Annotated in this window: 21 protein-coding genes; 1 reads left to right on the top strand and 20 read right to left on the bottom strand. The window is 55.4% G+C overall.

Annotation, left to right across the window (positions count from 1 at the left end; genetic code table 11):
• Positions 1-118: 118 nt before the first annotated feature.
• The 16 genes from FYJ52_RS06845 to FYJ52_RS06770 all read right to left on the bottom strand — a co-directional run bounded on the left by FYJ52_RS06845 (position 119) and on the right by FYJ52_RS06770 (position 14,589).
• Entirely contained in the window at positions 119-1,720 is a 1,602-nt protein-coding gene (locus tag FYJ52_RS06845; protein WP_154576488.1) for a sensor histidine kinase, read from the bottom strand.
• Entirely contained in the window at positions 1,717-2,427 is a 711-nt protein-coding gene (locus tag FYJ52_RS06840) for a response regulator transcription factor (RefSeq protein ID WP_235901563.1), read from the bottom strand. The genes FYJ52_RS06845 and FYJ52_RS06840 overlap by 4 nt, the downstream gene beginning before the upstream one ends.
• A gap of 9 nt (positions 2,428-2,436) precedes the next feature.
• Positions 2,437-3,399, bottom strand: coding sequence for a hypothetical protein (locus FYJ52_RS06835; RefSeq protein WP_154576487.1), 963 nt, complete (start codon positions 3,397-3,399; stop codon positions 2,437-2,439).
• Entirely contained in the window at positions 3,386-4,210 is an 825-nt protein-coding gene (locus tag FYJ52_RS06830; RefSeq protein ID WP_328598782.1) for an MBOAT family O-acyltransferase, read from the bottom strand. Before FYJ52_RS06830 ends, FYJ52_RS06835 begins: the two co-directional genes overlap by 14 nt.
• 24 nt (positions 4,211-4,234) lie before the next feature.
• Positions 4,235-4,885 (bottom strand): MBOAT family O-acyltransferase, encoded by a 651-nt coding sequence (locus FYJ52_RS06825; protein WP_154576485.1) that lies wholly within the window; start codon positions 4,883-4,885, stop codon positions 4,235-4,237.
• Entirely contained in the window at positions 4,882-5,115 is a 234-nt protein-coding gene (locus FYJ52_RS06820; RefSeq protein ID WP_235901562.1) for an acyl carrier protein, read from the bottom strand. The genes FYJ52_RS06825 and FYJ52_RS06820 overlap by 4 nt, the downstream gene beginning before the upstream one ends.
• Positions 5,116-5,117: 2 nt before the next feature.
• Positions 5,118-6,254 (bottom strand): type III PLP-dependent enzyme domain-containing protein, encoded by a 1,137-nt coding sequence (locus FYJ52_RS06815; RefSeq protein WP_154576484.1) that lies wholly within the window; start codon positions 6,252-6,254, stop codon positions 5,118-5,120.
• Positions 6,251-7,897, bottom strand: coding sequence for an amino acid adenylation domain-containing protein (locus FYJ52_RS06810; RefSeq protein ID WP_154576483.1), 1,647 nt, complete (start codon positions 7,895-7,897; stop codon positions 6,251-6,253). The genes FYJ52_RS06815 and FYJ52_RS06810 overlap by 4 nt, the downstream gene beginning before the upstream one ends.
• Positions 7,898-7,918: 21 nt before the next feature.
• Complete coding sequence (locus tag FYJ52_RS06805; RefSeq protein ID WP_154576482.1) at positions 7,919-8,551, bottom strand: Lreu_0056 family protein; 633 nt, start codon at positions 8,549-8,551, stop codon at positions 7,919-7,921.
• 28 nt (positions 8,552-8,579) lie between these two features.
• Positions 8,580-9,722 carry a sensor domain-containing diguanylate cyclase gene (locus tag FYJ52_RS10310; RefSeq protein WP_154576481.1) on the bottom strand — a complete coding sequence of 381 codons (1,143 nt, stop codon included), beginning with the start codon at positions 9,720-9,722 and terminating at the stop codon, positions 8,580-8,582.
• Between the two features lie 65 nt (positions 9,723-9,787).
• Positions 9,788-11,176, bottom strand: a complete 1,389-nt coding sequence (locus FYJ52_RS06795; RefSeq protein ID WP_154576480.1) for an MATE family efflux transporter — start codon at positions 11,174-11,176, stop codon at positions 9,788-9,790.
• 35 nt (positions 11,177-11,211) lie between these two features.
• A complete protein-coding gene (locus tag FYJ52_RS06790) occupies positions 11,212-11,853 on the bottom strand; it encodes an esterase (RefSeq protein WP_154576479.1) in 642 nt (213 codons plus the stop codon).
• Positions 11,853-12,296, bottom strand: coding sequence for a GNAT family N-acetyltransferase (locus FYJ52_RS06785; protein WP_154576478.1), 444 nt, complete (start codon positions 12,294-12,296; stop codon positions 11,853-11,855). Before FYJ52_RS06785 ends, FYJ52_RS06790 begins: the two co-directional genes overlap by 1 nt.
• Before the next feature lie 86 nt (positions 12,297-12,382).
• Entirely contained in the window at positions 12,383-13,057 is a 675-nt protein-coding gene (locus FYJ52_RS06780; RefSeq protein ID WP_154576477.1) for an MmcQ/YjbR family DNA-binding protein, read from the bottom strand.
• Positions 13,054-13,938: a PrsW family glutamic-type intramembrane protease gene (locus FYJ52_RS06775; protein WP_154576476.1), complete on the bottom strand. Its 885-nt coding sequence runs from the start codon at positions 13,936-13,938 to the stop codon at positions 13,054-13,056. Before FYJ52_RS06775 ends, FYJ52_RS06780 begins: the two co-directional genes overlap by 4 nt.
• 21 nt (positions 13,939-13,959) lie before the next feature.
• Positions 13,960-14,589, bottom strand: a complete 630-nt coding sequence (locus FYJ52_RS06770; protein ID WP_154576475.1) for a flavodoxin family protein — start codon at positions 14,587-14,589, stop codon at positions 13,960-13,962.
• Positions 14,590-14,785: 196 nt separating this feature from the next.
• Between FYJ52_RS06770 and FYJ52_RS06765 the strand changes: the two genes are divergently transcribed.
• Positions 14,786-16,396: a nitrite/sulfite reductase gene (locus FYJ52_RS06765; protein ID WP_154576474.1), complete on the top strand. Its 1,611-nt coding sequence runs from the start codon at positions 14,786-14,788 to the stop codon at positions 16,394-16,396.
• Positions 16,397-16,423: 27 nt separating this feature from the next.
• On the opposite strand, the gene FYJ52_RS10235 is transcribed toward FYJ52_RS06765, so the two are convergent.
• The 4 genes from FYJ52_RS10235 to FYJ52_RS06750 form a co-directional block, all read right to left on the bottom strand.
• Positions 16,424-16,558 (bottom strand): hypothetical protein, encoded by a 135-nt coding sequence (locus FYJ52_RS10235; protein WP_268892588.1) that lies wholly within the window; start codon positions 16,556-16,558, stop codon positions 16,424-16,426.
• Positions 16,559-16,591: 33 nt separating this feature from the next.
• Positions 16,592-17,560, bottom strand: coding sequence for a M20 metallopeptidase family protein (locus FYJ52_RS06760; RefSeq protein ID WP_205960790.1), 969 nt, complete (start codon positions 17,558-17,560; stop codon positions 16,592-16,594).
• Positions 17,544-17,954 carry a mannose-1-phosphate guanylyltransferase gene (locus FYJ52_RS06755; protein WP_154576473.1) on the bottom strand — a complete coding sequence of 137 codons (411 nt, stop codon included), beginning with the start codon at positions 17,952-17,954 and terminating at the stop codon, positions 17,544-17,546. The genes FYJ52_RS06760 and FYJ52_RS06755 overlap by 17 nt, the downstream gene beginning before the upstream one ends.
• A gap of 161 nt (positions 17,955-18,115) precedes the next feature.
• A complete protein-coding gene (locus tag FYJ52_RS06750; RefSeq protein WP_154576472.1) occupies positions 18,116-18,649 on the bottom strand; it encodes a pyridoxamine 5'-phosphate oxidase family protein in 534 nt (177 codons plus the stop codon).
• Positions 18,650-18,897 lie beyond the last annotated feature (248 nt).

The following is an 18,897-nucleotide window of genomic DNA, read 5'->3' as shown; positions in this document are numbered from 1 at the left end:
TCCTCTTCAAATGGATGAGGCCATTGTATCGGGAAAGGCCGCGGGTGTCTGTGGTTTTAACAACATTTTAAGTTTCATATAAAAAACCGCCAGCCCTCGAGCTGACGGTTAAAAATTGCTACGCCTCTCCTTCGTGCAGCGGCAAATCGATGCGGAAGAACGTCCCCTTCTCAATCGCTATCTGGAAAGTCTCACGAACCCGACGCCGATCCGCTTTTCCGGCCAGGGCGATGGTGCCGCCATGCTTTTCGACAATGGAATGGACAATCGCCAGCCCCAGGCCGCTGCCCGACCCGGTGGTCCGGGACTGGTCCCCCATCACAAAGGGTTCAAAAATATGCGGCGCGAGGTCTTCGGAAAGCCCCGGGCCGTCGTCGCCGACCACGAGCACTGCCCGGTCCGCGGTCTGCTGCAGCAGCGCGAAGAAATGGGTGCCCGGCGGCGTGTGCTTCAGCGAATTGTTGACCAAATTGTCCAAAACGCGGTTCATTTGCGCGCGGTCCAGATCCACCGCAATCTGCCCTTCCGGAATGTCGTCCAAAATCTCGTGGCCGGCCGTTTCCATCTGGCTGTAGATACCGGCAAAATAGGACCGGACGAATTCGCTCATGTCCGCCGGTTCAAAATGCAGCTGCACCTCCGGGTGGTCGAGCTTGTTGTAGGTGCTGATCTGATTGATCAAGTCGCCCAGAGCCTGGGTCTTGTCCGACATGATTTGGAGGTATTTCGGATAGTCTGCCTCGGGAATCAAATGATCCTGCATCGCGTTGAGGTAGCCCTGGATCACCGTCACCGGCGTTTTAAGATCGTGGGACAGATCCGCCGTCATGCGCTGCTTCTGCGCCACCAGCTCCCGATTGTCTGCCTCGGCCCTGACAATCGTCGCGTTCATCTTGTTGAAGGTACGCACCGCGCTGGCCACTTCCGTCGGCCCCTGGATCGCGTCGATCGGTTCGCGGCTGCCCTCTGAAAATCGGGTCATGCCCGTTTCCAGCTGCCGAATGGGCTTCGTCACCCTTTTCGTCAGGGTATAGCCGCCGATCAATACCGTGAGGAACACCCCCAGACCGTAACCGATTAAAATGACAGTCCTTTGAATGTCCCGCTGCGTCTGATCGTAAAGGGCAGAGCCGTCCAGATGCAGAAGTAAATACCGCTTCTCGCCCTTTGCCGTAGTGAAGGCGTATTTCTGAAACAGCGTATCCGCGTGATCGATTAAAAGCTTCACGGTCTTTTTCGAAAGCCTTTTCCGCGGACGGCGCGCGGTCGTGTACTGAACGTTTCGGCTGCGGTCCAGCACGGCGGCTTCCCGAATGGCGTCCTGATCGCCGTAAACCAGCAGGTAGCCTTTGTTTCGAATGTGGTACAGCGTGTAAAAGGCATCTTTGTCGTAAGACGGGATGTAGGCCAAATAGCCTTTACCGTATTTTTTGGTTCTGCCCGAGCTGCTGTAGAGCACGCGCCCCGACGGATCGACCACATCGAAGGCATCCTGTTTTTTCAACCGTTTGCTGTCCGACAGCGCCTGATAACGCGCCGCTTTCAAATCGGGCTGGGCCTCGGCAATGAAGCGGTCCACGCGGTGCCACATGTTTTCAGTGCTGTCGATCTCGTTCGTCGCGATGAGCATCACCGCGGTCAGGGCGACAATGATCCCAAGCATGATAACGACTCTGCCCATGATCATCCGGAACAGCGTCTGGTGCTTTTCCTTTTTCATGCTTTTCCCTTGAGCTTGTAGCCCAGGCCTCTGACGGTGATCAGGTACGCCGGGCGCTTGGGCTCGTCTTCGATTTTTTCGCGGAGGTGTGACATGTGCACCATGATGGTGTTTTCGTCGCCGTCCAGTGCGGTGCCGTTCAGCGACGCCGCGATCTGCTCTTTGGTGAACACCCGGTCCGGCTGTTCCATGAGCATGACCAGGATTTTAAATTCGGTCGGCGTCAACGGGAGCGCCTGTCCGTCCCGGTACACGCACATTTCCGAAAGATCCGCCTTTAAATCCCGGACGTGCAGAATCTTGGCCGCGTGGGTTCTGCCCTGCGCCCGCCGCATCACCGCCCGGATCCGGGCCGTCACCTCCAGCGGGTTGAAGGGCTTGACGATATAATCGTCCGCGCCGATATTCAGCCCTAGGATTTTGTCGCTGTCCGCCTTCCTGGCGGAAAGGACCAAAATGGGCATCTGGCTTTCCTCCCGGATCCTGCGGATCAAATCGAAGCCGTTCATTTTCGGCATCATGATATCGACCAGGCAGAGATCAAAGCGCTCCTTCTGAATCCGATTCAGCGCCTCGAGGCCATCGTAGGCCGCCACCGTTTCAAAACCGCTGTTCGCCAAATACATTTCCAGTACGGCGACAATGTCTTCGTCGTCCTCAGCGATGAGGATTTTCTGTTTCGTTTCTTCAATCATATCTTCAATCATAATGGTATCTTAAACCCGCTTCTGCTGGCCGTCAAGGCGTTTGACCCGTCCGGCGTACAGACGGTACAATTTCCCATAGTAGTCGTATTTTTGATCCTGTCGGTGATCCGGCAGACGATAGGCGTCCAGTTCTTGCGCCAGCGCGTCGGTCGCCTTCACCGCGCCGTAATAATTCAGATGGTCGCCGCCGTCGTAGGTGTCTGTGTTCCAGTCGATGGCAGTGCGGCCAATGCGGGTATTGAGATCGATGTACGCGACGCCGAGCTCTTTCGCGTACCGGACCAGGGCGTTGTGCTTCGCTGTCGAATAATTCTTCGTGCTCGGCGCACTGTACAGCACGACGCGGCTGCCGCCGTCCTGGCAGGTCCTCACGATCCGCGCCATCATCATCTGATTGAATTCCGGAATGGCCTTGACGCGGCGGTCGGGCTTCATGTAGCCTGACACGTCCGCATCGGGGAACGCCCGGCCCAGGACGCGGAACCCGTTGTATTTTTGAACTTCGTAGCCTTTGATAAACAGGGCCTTCCAAAAATCGTGGTTTTGGAAAATCGGAAAAATATCGCTGATCTTCTGCCCAAATTGATTTTCGGCTCCATTTACCATATTGACTTTGCGAAAGAGCATGTTGGTTTCCACCAGCACCACCTTCGGCCGCTGATCGTCGTAGATTCGCTCCACCATTCTGGCCATTTCCGACACCTGCGCCCCGGGCTGGCCGAGCACAAAAGCGGCGATGCCCCGTTTCTGCCACAGGCGCATCGTATCCACCGAGGTGTAGGACTCGCTGTCGCCCAGCACCGCCACATCCACGGTATGCTTTTTCTGGCTTTCAAAATCGCGAACAATGCTGTTGCGCCGCGCCGAGTAGCTGGACAAATTGTCCGCCGATACCCGGACCGACACCGCCGAAAACACCGTCAGCAGAATCAGCAAGCCCGCGACGAACCCCATCCATTTAGAATTTTGCATAGATCATATCAACCTTTCGATATCCCGCACCGTAGGCGCCCAAGAAAATCAGGGCAAAGATCAAACTGTAGCTGAGCCCCCAGCGCACCGATGTCGGCAGGCGGTCCAGCCAGTCGAAAAGATGAACCCCTTTTTCTTTGCACACGTCGACGATCGCGACCAGCGCCAGACAGAACCCCACCGCCAGCCAATCGGACGAGTCCAGATGGCTGACCGCGAACAGGGCGTGCACATTGCTCGGGCCGCGGAACACGTTGCCCATCATGAGCAGCGCGGCCGAAACTGTATTGGCCCGGAAAATGATTTCCCCTGCGACGATGATCGCCAGCGTCCGCACCCAGCGCAGAAACTTGAAAAAGCCGCGATCCGGCGAATAGCCGGTCTTGGCGTAAAATTGCTTCTTAACCGGTTCGAGCATTACCTCCGCCATTAAAATCGCGAGGTAATACAGCCCGTATACGATGTAATTCCATTTCGGGCCGTGCCAGAATCCGTTGAACAGCCACACCGGTGTCAGCGCCAGAAAAGACGTCACGACTTTTGCCGTCTGCCGGCCGTATTTTTTCCGCACCTTGCGGTTCGCGTTGACGACGAGATGGCTCGTGGACACCGGGAAAAACACGTAGGTCTTCAGCCAGGTGCCGAGGGTGATGTGCCACCGGCGCCAAAATTCCGACGCGCTGCGCGAGAAAAACGGCTGGCGGAAATTTTCCGGCAGGTGAATCTGGAGCACTTCCGCCGTGCCCATGGTCACGTCGATCATCCCGGAGAACTCGAGATAAAGCTGCGCCACGTAGGCCACGCCGCCGATCAGCGCCGCCCATCCGTGAAACCGCTAGGGCTGATTAAAGACCATGGCCACCAATAGGGACAGCCGGTCCGCCCCGGCCATTTTCTTAAAAAAGCCCCAGAGCATGCGCAGGCAGCCGTTTCGCAGGGATTTCCCCGTGATGGGCCTGCCGGCGCACAGGGACGCCGCGCTGTCCTGGTACCGGGCGATCGGGCCTTCCATGATTTGCGGGAAGAACCCTAAAAACAGCGCCACCCGGACAAAATCGCGGTCAGCCTCCTGGTGGCGCCACAGCACCTCGCACAAATAGCTGATCGCTTCCAGCGTGTAATAGGAAATGCCCAGGGGCACCACAAGTTTTTTCAGCGCAAACGCCTGGCCGGTCAGCATCTGCAGACCGCCGAAAATCCACCCGGCGTACTTCACCCGGATGAGGACGCCGGCCAGCAGCGCGAGGGCGCAGGCGAACCGCATTGTCCGCTTTTTTCCTTCCGCCCGGTCGATCCAAAGGGCGGCGGCGTAAACCCCGGCGCTCGTCGCCACCAGCACCCAGGCGATCTGGCGCATGGCCAGAAAATAGAAAAGCCAGCTCGCCCCGAGGAGCACGTATTTCCGATAAGCCTGCTTCGTCAGCGCGTAAAGGACGAAGACAGTCGGCAGAAAGAGGGCGCCGTAAAAAAGCGATTGATAACTCATAATCGTTTCTGAATGAGTTCGGCGATGGCTTTCACCGAATTAAAATGCGCCGGAATCAGATCCGCCGTGCCGATTTCCACGTCGAAGGCGTCTTCAAGATCGGCGACGAGGGCGATCACGCCAAAGGAATCCAACAGCCCGTCGTCAATGAGGTGGGTTTCACTGGCGTAATCAATTGAATCGTCGTTTTCTTTCAGCATTTCAATAATTTTTTCTTCCATATTTTCCATTTTTATAACCTTCTTTCTGTATGCAGGGGCCAGGCCGCTGTCCGCTCTCTGAGCACAGAGACCGTCTCCCCACTAACCCGATAAACCGCCGGCAGTTCGTGACTTAAAAACAGCGCCGGACCTTCGTCCATGGCATAAGCGCCGGCCTTTTCAAAAACGATGCGGTCGCCGATTTCCACCGCGCCCAATGGCGCGTTGCCGACGAGAATATCGTTGAGGGAACACAGCGATCCGGCAATCGTCCAGACCTGATCCCCTTCCCGCTTTGGCTCGGTCCGCAAATAGGGCACGTGCATGCCCCGCATCATGCCGTCGTAATGCAGCTGATGGCTGCCGCCGTCGATCAGCACGTAGCCCGTGCCGCGATTGCGCTTGCAGTCGACGATGCGGCTCACGTATTCCCCGCAGGGCGCTGCCAAAGCCCGGCCCATTTCCAAGGTGACCCGGTACTTCTGTCTGAGCGGTGCTGCCGCTTCCGACAGCGCCGCAAAAAATTCGGATTCGGTCACTTTCGGCGTGCGATCCGAAAAATAATCCACGCCGATGCCCGGGCCGTACTCAATTTCGTCGATCCGGCCGCCTTCACCTTCGATTCTTTCGCAGACGCGCGTCAGCTCCGCCATCTCTTTGGCGTACACCGCCGGCTTCCGCTTCATCGTGCCGGTGAAATAATGGATGCCCTGCAAGTGAATCCACGGCCCCTGGCGGCGAAACAATGCGCAGAGGACGTCCTCGTCCATGCCAAATTGGGTCCCGTCGGTCAGCCGCGCCAGCACCCGCAGCGGCGTGCGGTGAGTCCTGGCCCAGTCTGCGAGCAGCGTGTACTGTCTTTCGGATTCGGCTGTGTAGATACAGGCATCGCCCCAGGTGTCGAGCACCTCTTGAAGCTCCCCGTCGTTCTTGACGACGCCGGAAAAAATCACCTGCCGGGGGTCGATGTCCTCGTGGACACAAATCTTGAATTCCCCGTAGGAACACACTTCGATCCGCTGAACCGCTTTCGAAAAAGGCTTGACCAAAAAAGGATTGGCCTTCATCGCGTAGCAGAGCTCTCCGTCCCAAAGGCGGCGCACCGCAGCAACCCTGGCGCCCACGCGGTCTTCCTGCAGGATGTAGCAGGGGGTTTCGAATGCTTTCATACGGCCTCCTTCAATTTGCGGCGGTCGATTTTTCCGTGGCTGTTCACGGGGAAGGTCTCGAGCCGCCGCAGCTTGGTCGGAATCATGTAGGCCGGCAGGCTGTCTTTGAGCGCCCTGCGCAGCTGCCGGCTTTCAATCTCGCCGGTGTACCAGCCGGTCATCCGCTTCTTTTCAGGGTCGTAAGTGACGCAGGCCCGTTCCACGGCTTGGATCTGGCCCATGGCCTTTTCGATTTCGCCGAGTTCGATGCGGTGGCCCATCAATTTGATCTGATCGTCAGCCCGGCCGACGAAGAAAAACTGACCGTTTTCCCGGTAGCCGAGATCGCCCGTGCAATACGACCGCATGCCGTAAATCGTGCGGAAAACCTTGTTGGTCAGGTCCGGCCTGCCGATATAACCCATACCGATGGATTCCCCGCAGATACAGATCTCGCCGGTCACATCGTCCTCGGTGATGATGTTGCCGGCCAGATCGAGGAGCAGCACCTGCCGCCCGTCAAAGGGAACCCCGATCGGCAGCCGGTCCTCGCCGCCCTTCACCCGGTAATACAACGCGTTACACGTGATTTCCGACGGCCCGTAGAGATTGATAAAGGCCGCCCCCGGCAGGTGGTCCTGCCATATTTTTAAATGCTTCATCGGCATGACTTCCCCGCTGAACATGACCAGGCGCAGGGCTTTCGGCGTCCGATAGTCAAAGCCCTTAAAGGTCGACACGATGCACAGCGCCGAAACCGCCCAGATCAACACCGTCACGCGATTGTCCGTGAGGCAGTCCATCAACGCCTTGGGCATGGCAAAGTCGACTTTGGGAATCAAAACCACCGAAGCGCCGGTGAAACAGGCGCCGTACAAATCTTTCACCGAAACGTCAAAATCAAATGGCGCTTGATTGCCGATGACATCCCTGGCGGCCAGGCCGCTCATCTCAATAAAATGCTGCATGAACTGCGCCACGGCGCCGCGGGAAACCAGCACGCCCTTCGGCTCGCCTGTCGAGCCCGACGTGAATACCGCGTAGAGCGGATCGGACGCGTCGGCTTCGCTCCTTTTGCAAAAATACCGGCGGCTGTTCAGCGCCGCCTCTGCCGTGTATCCCGGCAGCGACTCAAAATCCACGCTGTCCTGAATCAATATCCCGGTCTGCAGCGTGTTCAGGATGCTGCGCAGTCTTTTCTCCGGCTGATCCGGATCGACAAAGACGTAATACCCGCCGGCCGCCACCGTCCCGTACATCATACAGACAGCCTGCCAGCTTTTTTTCATCCGCAGCACCACCGGTACCCCCGGCTTGACGCCGTGGGCGCTTAAAAACCGGCCCGCTCGATCGGCGTAGGTTTTAACTTCCCGCCAGGTGAGGCGGTGATGACCGTCGATGATGGCCGTTTGCTCGCCGTGTTTGACACACGTTTCTTTAAATACCTTCCAAATCGGATCCATTGTTTTGTCCTCCTGATTGGCTTTCAGTATAAGGGCCAGACCTAAAGCCGCCGTTAACGTCCCCTTAAGAAAAATTAATAAATGCCGGCGCGTCCGCGTTTTGGGCAAAACAAAAAACAGCCCGGCCGCCAGCCCCCATGGGCTGGCAGTCAGACTGTTGATCTCACCGCTCGCAAAGGTTTGATAAATGGTATTCCGCATTTTCCGGCCGCGCCGCCGCCTTTATTCGCCGTCCGCCTGATCGTCCAAAGCACCTGGAATCTCTGATTCCGGCTTCAGCTTGGCCACGTAGCCGTTGACTTCTGCCCGCTTGCTCGACGTGTTGTAATAATCGTTGATCAGGCGCGTGAGCGAAATGGTCTTTGTCACCACCGGCGCGTCGGCCACGCAGTCCGCGTTGGACGCGTCGACATATTTGTAGGTGATGGTGTCGCCGTCCAGGCGGTAGAGCAAAACGCTCGTTGGATCGCCGTTGCCCGTAAAAAAGTGATAGGCCTGGCCGTCCTGCTGGTCGTCGCCGTAGTAAATGCCGGAATCGTCGATCAATCCTTTAAAATAATCCGGCCAATAATACAGCGAAAGCAAGGTGCCGACCTGACGGCTGTTCAGCGTCGGCGCCACCTGCTGCTGGCTGGCCGTCCCGGTATCAGATGAGGCCGTCTTGTGACTGCTCGACGGCTGGCGCTTCTTGACCGTGGCCGTCTTGTGCGACGCCGTTTTGGTTTTGGGCTGGTCCTTCCCCTGAATCGTGCGGTACGCCGCAAATCCGGCGATAACCGCCGCGGACACCGCGACGATCAAGACGATGAAAACAATCGGCACACCCGACGACGGGCGCTTCTCAGTGGTCTGCATGGTCCTCCCCCTCTTTCACGTCATTAACTTATTTATCTGTATTGTAACGCATTGAGGAGGTTTTGTCACGGCTTGCTCTGTCCGCACTCTCGACTTCCCGCTTGTTGGCGTACATCGCCGCGTCCGCACGGGTGTAGAGCGCGCCGTTGGTTTCGCCCGGTTGGCGGACGGCCATCCCGTAGGCGAAATCCATCGGGAAATCTCCGAAGACCGGATCGCATTGGGCCATGTGTGCCAAATCGTCGAAGGCGGCCGCCACGCGCGCCGGTTCCGAATTGGAGACCAGGCAGAATTCGTCGCCGCCGACGCGGTAAAACCGTCCTAGGACATCGAGCCGTTTCTGCGCCGTCTGCGCAAAGGCGCGAAGGTACTGATCGCCTGTTTTGTGCCCGAAATGATCGTTGAAGTATTTCAGGTGATTCACGTCGACTGACACCAGAACCGGCGCCGGATGCCGCGTTTCCCGGAAGTACGCCAGCGTGAAGGCGTTTCGATTGGGCATGCCGGTGACTTGATCGGTTTTGTCAAAAAGGCGTTCGAGGGCCAGGTAGAGCAGCAGGTAGACGATAGACAGGCATTCCCACACTGCGACCACATCGCCATTGTAATAACAGCCGCCCCCGCCTAAAGCTGCAATAAGCAAAACAAACCCGGCCAGCACTTGATCCTCGAAGTCCATGTTGAACGTCCTGAGGAAATCGTGAATGAGAATAAACCCGAACAAGACGAGGACCCCCAGATAGATCCACACCGCACCCGCAGCATTTACGTAGTATAATTCCTTATCCATGTAGGCGTAAACCGGCATGCGGATGTTTAATATCCCCAATGCAAAGAGCGCGATGTCCGCTGCCAGCGCAAACTTGTCGGCTGCATCCCATTTCTTTCGGCGGTACAAGAGCAAAAAAAACAATGTGCTGGGTACGCAGAGAAACTCAAGGCTGGAAATGGTGTTCAGCAGCTGGCGGGATGCGGCCGAACCGTCGGAGATGTTGAAAAAATACTGCCAGACGTGATCGACCGCGAGCGTCGCGAGCAATGTGATGCCGATATTTCGAAACAAACGGACTGCTCTCGGTTCCAAAGCCGAATGCGTGTACATGCGCGCCCACACGTAGGCAACGAGTGCAACGCTGATTAAATCAGAAAAAATCAAAGAAAACCCCTTCACCGTGCCATTTACCTCCTAAAATCACGCGAGATGCCCTTGCTCTGCTGATTGCGCCGGGCAGGCCTTTAAGCGCGGCGCAGCCGGGCCCAAAACCGCAGGTACAGCACCAGCGCAACGGCCATGCCGAGGACTTCTGCAAAAGGCGTGGCCAGGCACACACCGGCGGCGCCAAAGCCGAGGGCGGTGCGGAAAACGAACATCGCCGGAACGTCGAACACCCCTTTGCGGAGCACGGACAGCGCAAAGGCCGGCCACTTGCGCCCGCAGGCCTGGAAGACTGTGACGCACAGATAAGAAATGGCGGCCAGCGGTGCCGCGTAGCCGATGATGTGTAAAAACTGTGTGCCGTAGCGCACAGACGCTTCTTCATCGATGAAGAAGCGCACGAGGTGCGGCGCCTGCGTAATGAAAACCGCCGCACAGGCTGTGCCGAAGAGCAGCACGACCGTCCCGGTGTAGCGGATGATTTGCCGCATGCGCGTGTAATCCCGGGCGCCGTAGCTGTAGCCAATCAGCGGCAGGACGCCCATCGTCATACCCATACAGGTGTTGAAGGCGATCATGTTGATTTTCTTGGCAATCCCCATGCCCGCCACAGCGCCGCTGCCGTAGGGCCGGATCAGCACGTTGGCAAAAATATTGGAGACCATGGCAAACGTCGTCTGCAATGCGGCCGGAAAGCCCGTCATTAAAATCTCCGGCAGGACGGGGTCCGCCGGCTGGGCCTTGGGCAGGCGGATGTTGAGAATGCCGTCTGTCTCCCTTTGCTGCCGCCTGCGTATATAAATCAGGAAATACGCTAAAGCCGCGACGTTGGACAACAGGGTCGCGACCGCAGCCCCGGTGACTTCCATCCCATCGGGCAAAATCACGAACATGAACAGCGGGTCCAGCGCGATGTTCAGCACACCGCCCATGGACATGCCGAAGCCGGCCTCCTTTGACGCGCCGATCGAACGCACCAAATGGCCGCAGAGCACGTTGCCGATCGTCGGAATGGCGCCGACGACCATCGTCCAGAACATGTAGTCCGAGACGTACTGGAAATCGTGGGCGTCACCGCCAACCAGCCAGATCAGCGGCGTGCGGAAGATCAGGATGATCCCCATGAAGACGACCGCGGACGCCATCCCGCCCCAAAAGGAGACGGCGAAAGCGCGGCGGGCTTTTTCGGTATTCTGCTCGCCCATGGCGCGGGAGATCACACTGGCGCCGCCGATGCCGAAAAGATTGGCGACTGCTGCCATGATGACGAACAGGGGAAAACAAACCCCCAAGGTCGCCACCATCGCCGCGTTGGCCGTTCGGCCGACGTACCAGGTGTCCGCGTAATTATAAACGATGTTGATCAGCTGGGTGACAATGGTCGGCAGGGCCATGATCCACACAGCCTTGGATACTGGCGCCTCCGCAAACAAGGCATCAGCACTGCGGTGCGCTGTTGGTTCGCTCAAGGTTCTCTCCTTTCTGCATCCGTCATTGATCCATCTCACCGTTTGATTGACTCGGCCTGCTGCATCACCCAGGCGAACGCCTTGGCCGTGCGCCGGTCCGCGTCTTTAAAGTGATTGCCCGCGTTCCATTCCAAGACGCAGTGAACACCTTGGGCCTTTAACAATGCCTCGGCTTCGCGGATGCGGTCGCCAACGGCAGCCATCACTTTATTGCGCGTCTTTTCTTCTTTATCGCCCAGACTCAAATAGACGCTGCGGCTCTCGATTGCCGCGGTTTTCATGTAATCTATCAATCCAGGAAACCACATCGAAGGCGATGCCGCGGCCGCGCCTTGAAACCGATCCGTCTGATATACCGCCCACAAAGCGAACAACCCGGCCAGCGAATAGCCGCCGATGTAGTAGGTCTTTGTCCGATCTTCACAGAGCGCCAAAACTGCCTTCAGCGTTTCCTGGGCGCCGCCGCCGAAAGGCTGATTGCCGAAAACCGCCGGCGCCGCCCACGGGGATAAATCCGCGTTCCAATCCTGAACCTTGCATGCGATCAGCCTGAAAGGCGTGCCGGTCTGCTCCTCAATCAAGGCCACCTCATTTTCGATGGTTTCAAGGTCATGGTCGTCCACCATTTGAAGCAGCACCACGGCTGCATCTCGATCGCCGTACTCCAATACTTCCATTACATCTCTCTCCCCATGAGCATCACGCGCTGTTCTTTTTTAAAGCCATATTGTTCGTAAAAGGCGGGCAGCCGCCCTTCGCCAGCAGTGATCAAATGAACGCCGACCATCCCCTGAGCTTTGATATCGGACAGACAGTGTTCCAATAATTTGCGCCCGATCCCCTGCCGCTGGTAAGCCGGGTCAACGGCCAAGTCGTTGATTTCAAAAGTACGGCCATAGTGAAACAGCATGGACGTGCCGATGATGAAGCCAGCGACTTGTCCGTCGACGACGTATTCCAGGCCGTACGCTTGTTTGGATTCCAGCAGTTCGGTTACATGCACCACAGCATCGCTCGCCTGCCACGGATCGTTCCAGGGCTCGCCGGAAAAAGCTGCCGCGTAAATTTTGCCATAAACTTTCACATGGTCAAGGGTTGTGGGTCTGATTGCGTTACTCATTTTTCCTCACTTCTTCTTTTTTTCTTTATTCCGCCAAACTGATCGTCACGGCGGGCAGCATCTCTTGTGTTCGCTGCGCTATCCCTTCAGGTTAAGGCGTAGCTGCTTCGAACCCATTGCATTATCACTTCATCTGGAAGGACATCTGCCAAAACAATTGAGATCCAGGTTTTATGATTCATATGATACCCCGGAAAGATCACCCCCGGATATCGGCTGACCGCCTCTTCCAGCGTGTCCGATTTGAGATTGATGATATCAACCCGTGTCTCATCCTTATTTTTTAAAAGTTTATCCCATTGGACATTCATAATCAGTGCAAACCATTTCCGCGTGTCCGCATGTCGGAAGGCACCGTAGGACTGGTATGGCTTTTCTTCCCAGGGGAAATCCGGCTTGACATCGTACTGATCTAAAATCAATTCCGCAATTCGATTGGCTTGATCAGATGCAAACAAGACCCCGTCGCAGACCGTCTCGCCAATATGGCGAAGCCATTGCACGTACGCCTGCCGAACCGAATGAACGTACGGTCCATCGAATTGGCGCGAGCGAAGCTGATGATATTCCTCGTCATTCATCCGATCGATCACCTTGCCCGTCACTGCGCCTTTTTCGGAAACGGATAAAATGGCGTGAAAGGCCCCGTCCATCAAATCCGTTTCACAAATATATTGGCCATCGGATTTGGTAAAGCCAAAGGTCGTCATCTTGGACGGTACAAATCTTTTTCTTCGAAATACATCATCTTCAATCATCATTTTACTAATCCGCTATATTCGCCTGACGCGTTATCTGCTGCCCCGCCTCCGGGTTTTTCGCCGCAATCTTTTAAAAAGACGATCACGGGCAAAAGCACAGCCACCGTCAGCAGCGCGCTGAAGAGGTTCACATTGCCAATCGGCGAGTCGTACAGAAAATGATTCACCATCACAAAAAGAATCCAAAACACGCCTTGTCTAACGTGATGATCTCCTCGGGAACGGACGATCAAATAAAGGCCGACGGCTGTTAGACCCGTGTAAGCCCAGTGGGAGCCGAGAGCGCCGACAATCCGATCGAGCGCCGTCGGGAAAGCCTCGCTTACGTGCTTAAACCCGCTTTCCGTGATGTACGAAAAATCTTCCTCGATCTGGAAGCCCATGCCCACACTCATACCAATGCTCAGATAATCTTGCCGTGATTTTCGGCTGAAAAGGTACACCAGCAGCGCCACCGTGCCCAGCTTGAGCAGCTCCTCGACTACGCCGGTCTCCGCAGAGCCGAGCCACGCGTCCGAATACGCCCGGCCCATGAGGTGGCGCATCAGGCCAGAAAACCCGTCGTTGATTTCTCCAGCGAAGGCCGCCGGGATAAAGGCCCCACAGGCCACCGCGATCAACAACTCAAATCCACTGCTCTCGTATTTTTTGCAGAGCCGTTTCATCAAAATACAAAAAGGCACGATATACACGAGAAGCAGCAAAAACGCAGTGTAAACTTGTAAATACACGGCGGCGCTGGTATGCTTGCTCGCCAAATAATCGCCTTCATCGATGGCCATGCCCAAAGTAAACAGCAAAATGAGCACGCCAGCTGCAATGATCCTGTTTTTGTATTGCTTGCCCGCTATATTAAAACCCCATTTATTATTCACGAACATCTGCCTTTCTCATACAGTAATCTAGCTCAGCGCTTGCCCTATACGAAACGCGTTTTCCAGATCCTTGGGGAAGTGTTCTTCATGCGCCGCTTTTTTCTTGCGCTCATCAAAGCTGCCCATACTGAATTTAGCGTAATCCGACACCTGAAGCGTATCGTAACAGGGATAGAGGCAAACTTTTCCATTAAACATTTCCAATTCCTTGGCGTACGCTTCAAATTGATCTTTGTACAATTGATCGTAGAACGTCTGCGTAGCATTCATGCTGACGAAGAAGCCAACGTTGATCTTCCCCTTAAAATAATTACTGTAATCATCATAAGACAGAGAACAGAAATGCAGCCGTTCGATCAATGCGAAGTATCCGCTTGTCGGTCGTCCCAAATAGATGCACGTCCCGATCAACAGGGTATCGGCAGAAAATATTTTATCAATAATCGGCGATAAGTCGTCTTTCCAGTAACAATGACATCTTTCCACATTTTTTCTCTTGCAAAGCATGCAGCCGCGACATCCGGTAAAATGCAAATCGTATAAATCGATGTATTCAACCTCCGCGCCAGTACTTTTCGCGCCTTCTGCTGCTGACTTTAATAATTTTGCGGTATTCCACGCTTTTCTTGGACTTGTATTCAACACAATGACTTTCATTTTCGTATTCCTTGTTTCTAAACTTAGACGAAGCCGATAAAACCATTCCGGTCTTGTTCCATATCGTCTTTTTAATAAGATAATCCATTGTCTCGTATTTTGCAAGATCGGGCAAGCACTTCTTTTCTTGCGCGCCACGCTATTCTGTGTTATATTCTAAAAAAATCTAATTCTTTATTACTTATAGAGGTTTACTATGAATTATACGCAGACATGGCGCGATCGAACTGATCTCAGCAAAAATGAATATTGGAAACTGGAAAAAGACGGACTGGAGATTCTCAAAGAACTGGACCGCCTCTCGACGACGCCTTTTGAACAAATCGACGTCTCCGATATCGAGCGGCTGAAATGGGCTGGCATCTATTGCCAGCGCCCGAAAAACGGCAAATTTCTAATCCGCATCAAACTGCCTTCCGGCAAGCTCAACGCGGCACAAGGACACATCATTGCCGACCTGGCTGAACAATACGGCCAGAGTGAATTACAGATCACCATTCGGCAGTGCATTCAAATTCATAATCTGACTTTGAATGAAATTCCGGACATTTTCCGCGCATTGGACAGCGTCGGCCTGACGACCGTTGAAGGCTGCGGGGACGTCCCGCGGAACATCCTCGGCAACCCGCTGATGGGCGTTGATCCGGAAGAACTCTTCGACACCGAACCGATCGTCGATGAAGCGGTCCGGCGATTTGTTGGGAATCCCGATTACGCTAATCTCCCGCGAAAATACAAATTGAGCTTCTCCGCCAATCCCCACGATGTGGGATACGCCGGAATCAACGATCTGGCCTTCGTCCCCGCTGTTTACGGGCCGGCGCATACACCGGGGTTTCACATCAGGATCGGCGGCGGCCTTTCGAGCGAGCCAAAGCTCTCCAAGCCCCTCAACCTGTTCGTACCACCCGAGCGCGCGGTCGATGTGGCCGAGGCCGTTGCCTGTATTTTTCGCGACCGCGGCTACCGCACCAAACGAAACCACTGCCGCCTGAAATACCTGATCGAAGACATCGGCGCGCGCGAAGCTGAACGACTGATTGAGGCGATCACAGGGCCGCTGCCTCACGGCGGCCGCACCCTCACCAAATCCTGGAACCGGGGCAACTTCTACGGCATTCACAAGCAGAAGCAGCCGGGGCTTTACTACGCCGGGCTCTGTGTCACCGGGGGTGTGCTCCCGGCGTCGGACTTCCGCAAAATCGTCGCGCTCTCTGAAAAATACGGCGACGGTCAGCTGCGCACGACGAACACGCACCAATTGATCGTCCTGAATATCCCCGAAGACCGGTGCCCTGATTTTCGTTCGGAAAACATTCTTTCCCGCTATCCGCTGCGCCCGAAGGCCTTCAGCGGGTACCAGGCCTCCTGCACCGGAAGGGCTTACTGCAGTTTTGCCTCGATCGAGACCAAGCACGCCCTGAACCGGATCACGGCTGAGCTGGACGAACGTTTCCCAAGTCTGCGCATGCCCATTCGAATCAATCTCACCGGCTGCCCCCATTCCTGCGCGCACCCGCAGATTGCGGATATCGGCTTCACCGGCGGAAAGATGAAGACCGCTGACGGGACCCTCGTCGACGCTTACGCGGTCGCCGTCGGCGGACATCTCGGCCCGAATCCCCATTTCGGCACCGTCTTAAAAAACCGCATCTCCGCTGATCGGGCCGTCGATCTGGCTGCGGACTTCGTCAGCCATTACCTGAACGGCCGAAAAAAGGGCGAACGCTTCTACGAATTTGTCGACCGCACCGGCGCAGATGCCTTTCAGGACATCTTGAACCGGTATCAGCCATCCGCGAAATAATCTAAACCAGGATGCGTCTTCTGAGGATCAGCGGGTTTCCGCCAGCTTGAGAAAGACCGACGCTATCGTCCGCAGGATGCGGTCATTGAAATCGAACCCGGGCTGATGGGGCATTGGCCAGTGGATGCCGTTGCCCACATAAAACATGGCCCCTGGACGCACTTGGGTGTACCACCCGAAATCCTCAGAGGGTCGTCAAGGCTCCGGCATGTCGGCTACGGTAAGGCCCAGTGCCGCTGCGGCCTGCCGAACCGCCGCAGCACATTGCGGATCGTTGACCGTAGCCGGGAAGGGATCGTACACTGTAAAATCTGTGCGCAGACCGAATGACCCAGCCAGCTGACCAGCCCGCAGCCGTAGCGCCCGCTCCATGGCAGCAAGGTCGTCATCCGATGTGGTCCGCAGGGTCAGCCCAATGGCGCCGTCTCCCGGAGAGATGCCGAAATCCAAATGGCCTTCCTGCATATAAACGACGGTGCAGAGGCGTCCCCCTCGATCCGCCTGAAGCTGATTTGCAAAAAGCGCCAGCTCGGCGATCGCAGCGGCCGGATTGTGTCCGTCTTCTGGGGTGCCCGCGTGTGCCCGTTCGCCGTGAAAGGTGACCAGGAGCCCTGTGGAGGCGCATTGCGTCAACCCGTCGCGAACCATCACCGCGCCCTCGGGATAACCGCTCAAATTATGACAGGCATAGACCGCGCTGACCGCTGTTTCGCTTAAAAAGTCCGCGCAGGGCTTCCCACCCTTGCCCGTTTCTTCCGCAGCTTGAAAGATCAAATAAACCGGGCGGCGCACTTGGGGATCGCTTTCCAGCAGGGCAGCCAAAGCGGCCAGCGCTGCAGCATGACCGTCGTGGCCGCATTTATGCGCGACGTTTGGCTGTACAGAACCGTACGGCAGCGCAATGGTCTCCGGCACGGGCAGGGCATCCATATCGGCCCGAAAGGCCACCGGCGCTTCCCCATTTTGCTCAGCCGGTTCGTACAAAGCGTAAAACCAATCGCCCTGATTGACGATTTTTAAATGGGACTGCGTCCGAATAAAGGCCATCAGACGCTTTTTTGTCTCTGATTCCTGTCCGGACAGCTCCGGATTGCGATGCAGCTCGTGGCGCAGGGCTGTGACCGCCTCCCACAGCCCCGCCGTTTTATCATCTATTGTATTCATCTGTTTTTGAACACCCCTTGGCTTGATTAAAGAGACGCCGAATTCTTTCGACAGGATAATGGTCTTCGATATCTGCGACTTTAAACATTCCCCTTGGAAGTTCCGCGAGTCCTGTCAGTTCTAGATATTCCGGGACGGCCCGTCGATCTATCGTGATGACGCCATGGCCCGCCCAATGCCGATTGCTTTCATTTTTCTTCACGCCGGATATCCAGTACGCATCGCCGTTTTCAATGTCGACGTAATTTGAAGTGTATCCGGTTTGTCTTTGGAAGGCGTGATCGTTGAAATACACCGTCCTTCCGGTTTTGGATGTTTTCACATAGCCGATCCACGCTGGACCGTCATCAGAATATCCTGTTTTGAGTTCAATATATTTCAGGGTTCGCATCATAAATGCACCTCCAATTCATGTGTTTCGAAATCAGAATATCACAAAACGTAATACGTCGAAAGCCTCCCCCTTAAAGCAGAACAGTCGACCCGCAGCGACGCAAACAAATAAGAGCAGGTGCGCCGTCTTGGCGGACCTGCCCGGTTGATGCTTTTTCTTTTTTATTCTTCTGACGCCCCGCTGACAGCCGCACGCCAGATCTGCCGGCTGCCGTATCCCTGCTTCTTGAAATCAGAATTCAAGCAAGTGATCGCAGTCGGTGTGATTTTCAGAAGCCACATCGGTTCTTCAAGTTTTTTCAAAGCATCCAGCGGAATCTTCCGAATCGCGGCCGCCTGTTTGTATGCCTCGGAAAACGGCTCGATCACCTCCGCATTCCCTTCAATTTGTGCCGAATGCAAGCCGCCAAAAGACGTATTACTCTCAAAGACAGCTGCGGCGACACGCTTATTTGCTTTCAGCGCTTTGAATTTCAGCCCGCCTTCTGTAAAAATCCAGAATGCGCCGTCGTGCCAGGTGTACTCCAAAGGCGTGCACCGGATGAAATCTGCCGAGGCGGCCGCCAACGCGAGCACCTTGTGGGAAGACAAAAACGCGTCAATCCAATCGTATAGTGCATCCCGATTCAGCTTTGTTTCTTTTTCATCTTTGCGCGTCCAGAAGGACGCCGCTTGTTCGTATTCTTCTTCGGTCATTGTTACCCTCCTATCAATAATCCTGTACTTCCTGCGATTGATCCTAGTATACGCCAAAAAGCGGCGGTGCAAAGAGAGCACGCAAACAAGAGACTTGTGTATCGACACAAGTCTCTTGTTGCAGACTGTAGACAAACGAGGCTCTGAGAAAATACTCAGGAGCCTCGTTTGATTTAATATCAAGCTGCAATTTGTAGATTTATAAATTGAAATCGAAATATAGGACGATTCGGTCCTGAGTGGTTCTT

The organism is Pseudoramibacter porci, from assembly GCF_009696145.1.
In the GTDB taxonomy this organism is placed as follows: Bacteria; Bacillota; Clostridia; order Eubacteriales; family Eubacteriaceae; genus Pseudoramibacter; species Pseudoramibacter porci.
The sequence above is the reverse complement of the archived record's forward strand: the minus strand, read 5'-3'. Positions and strand labels throughout refer to the sequence as shown.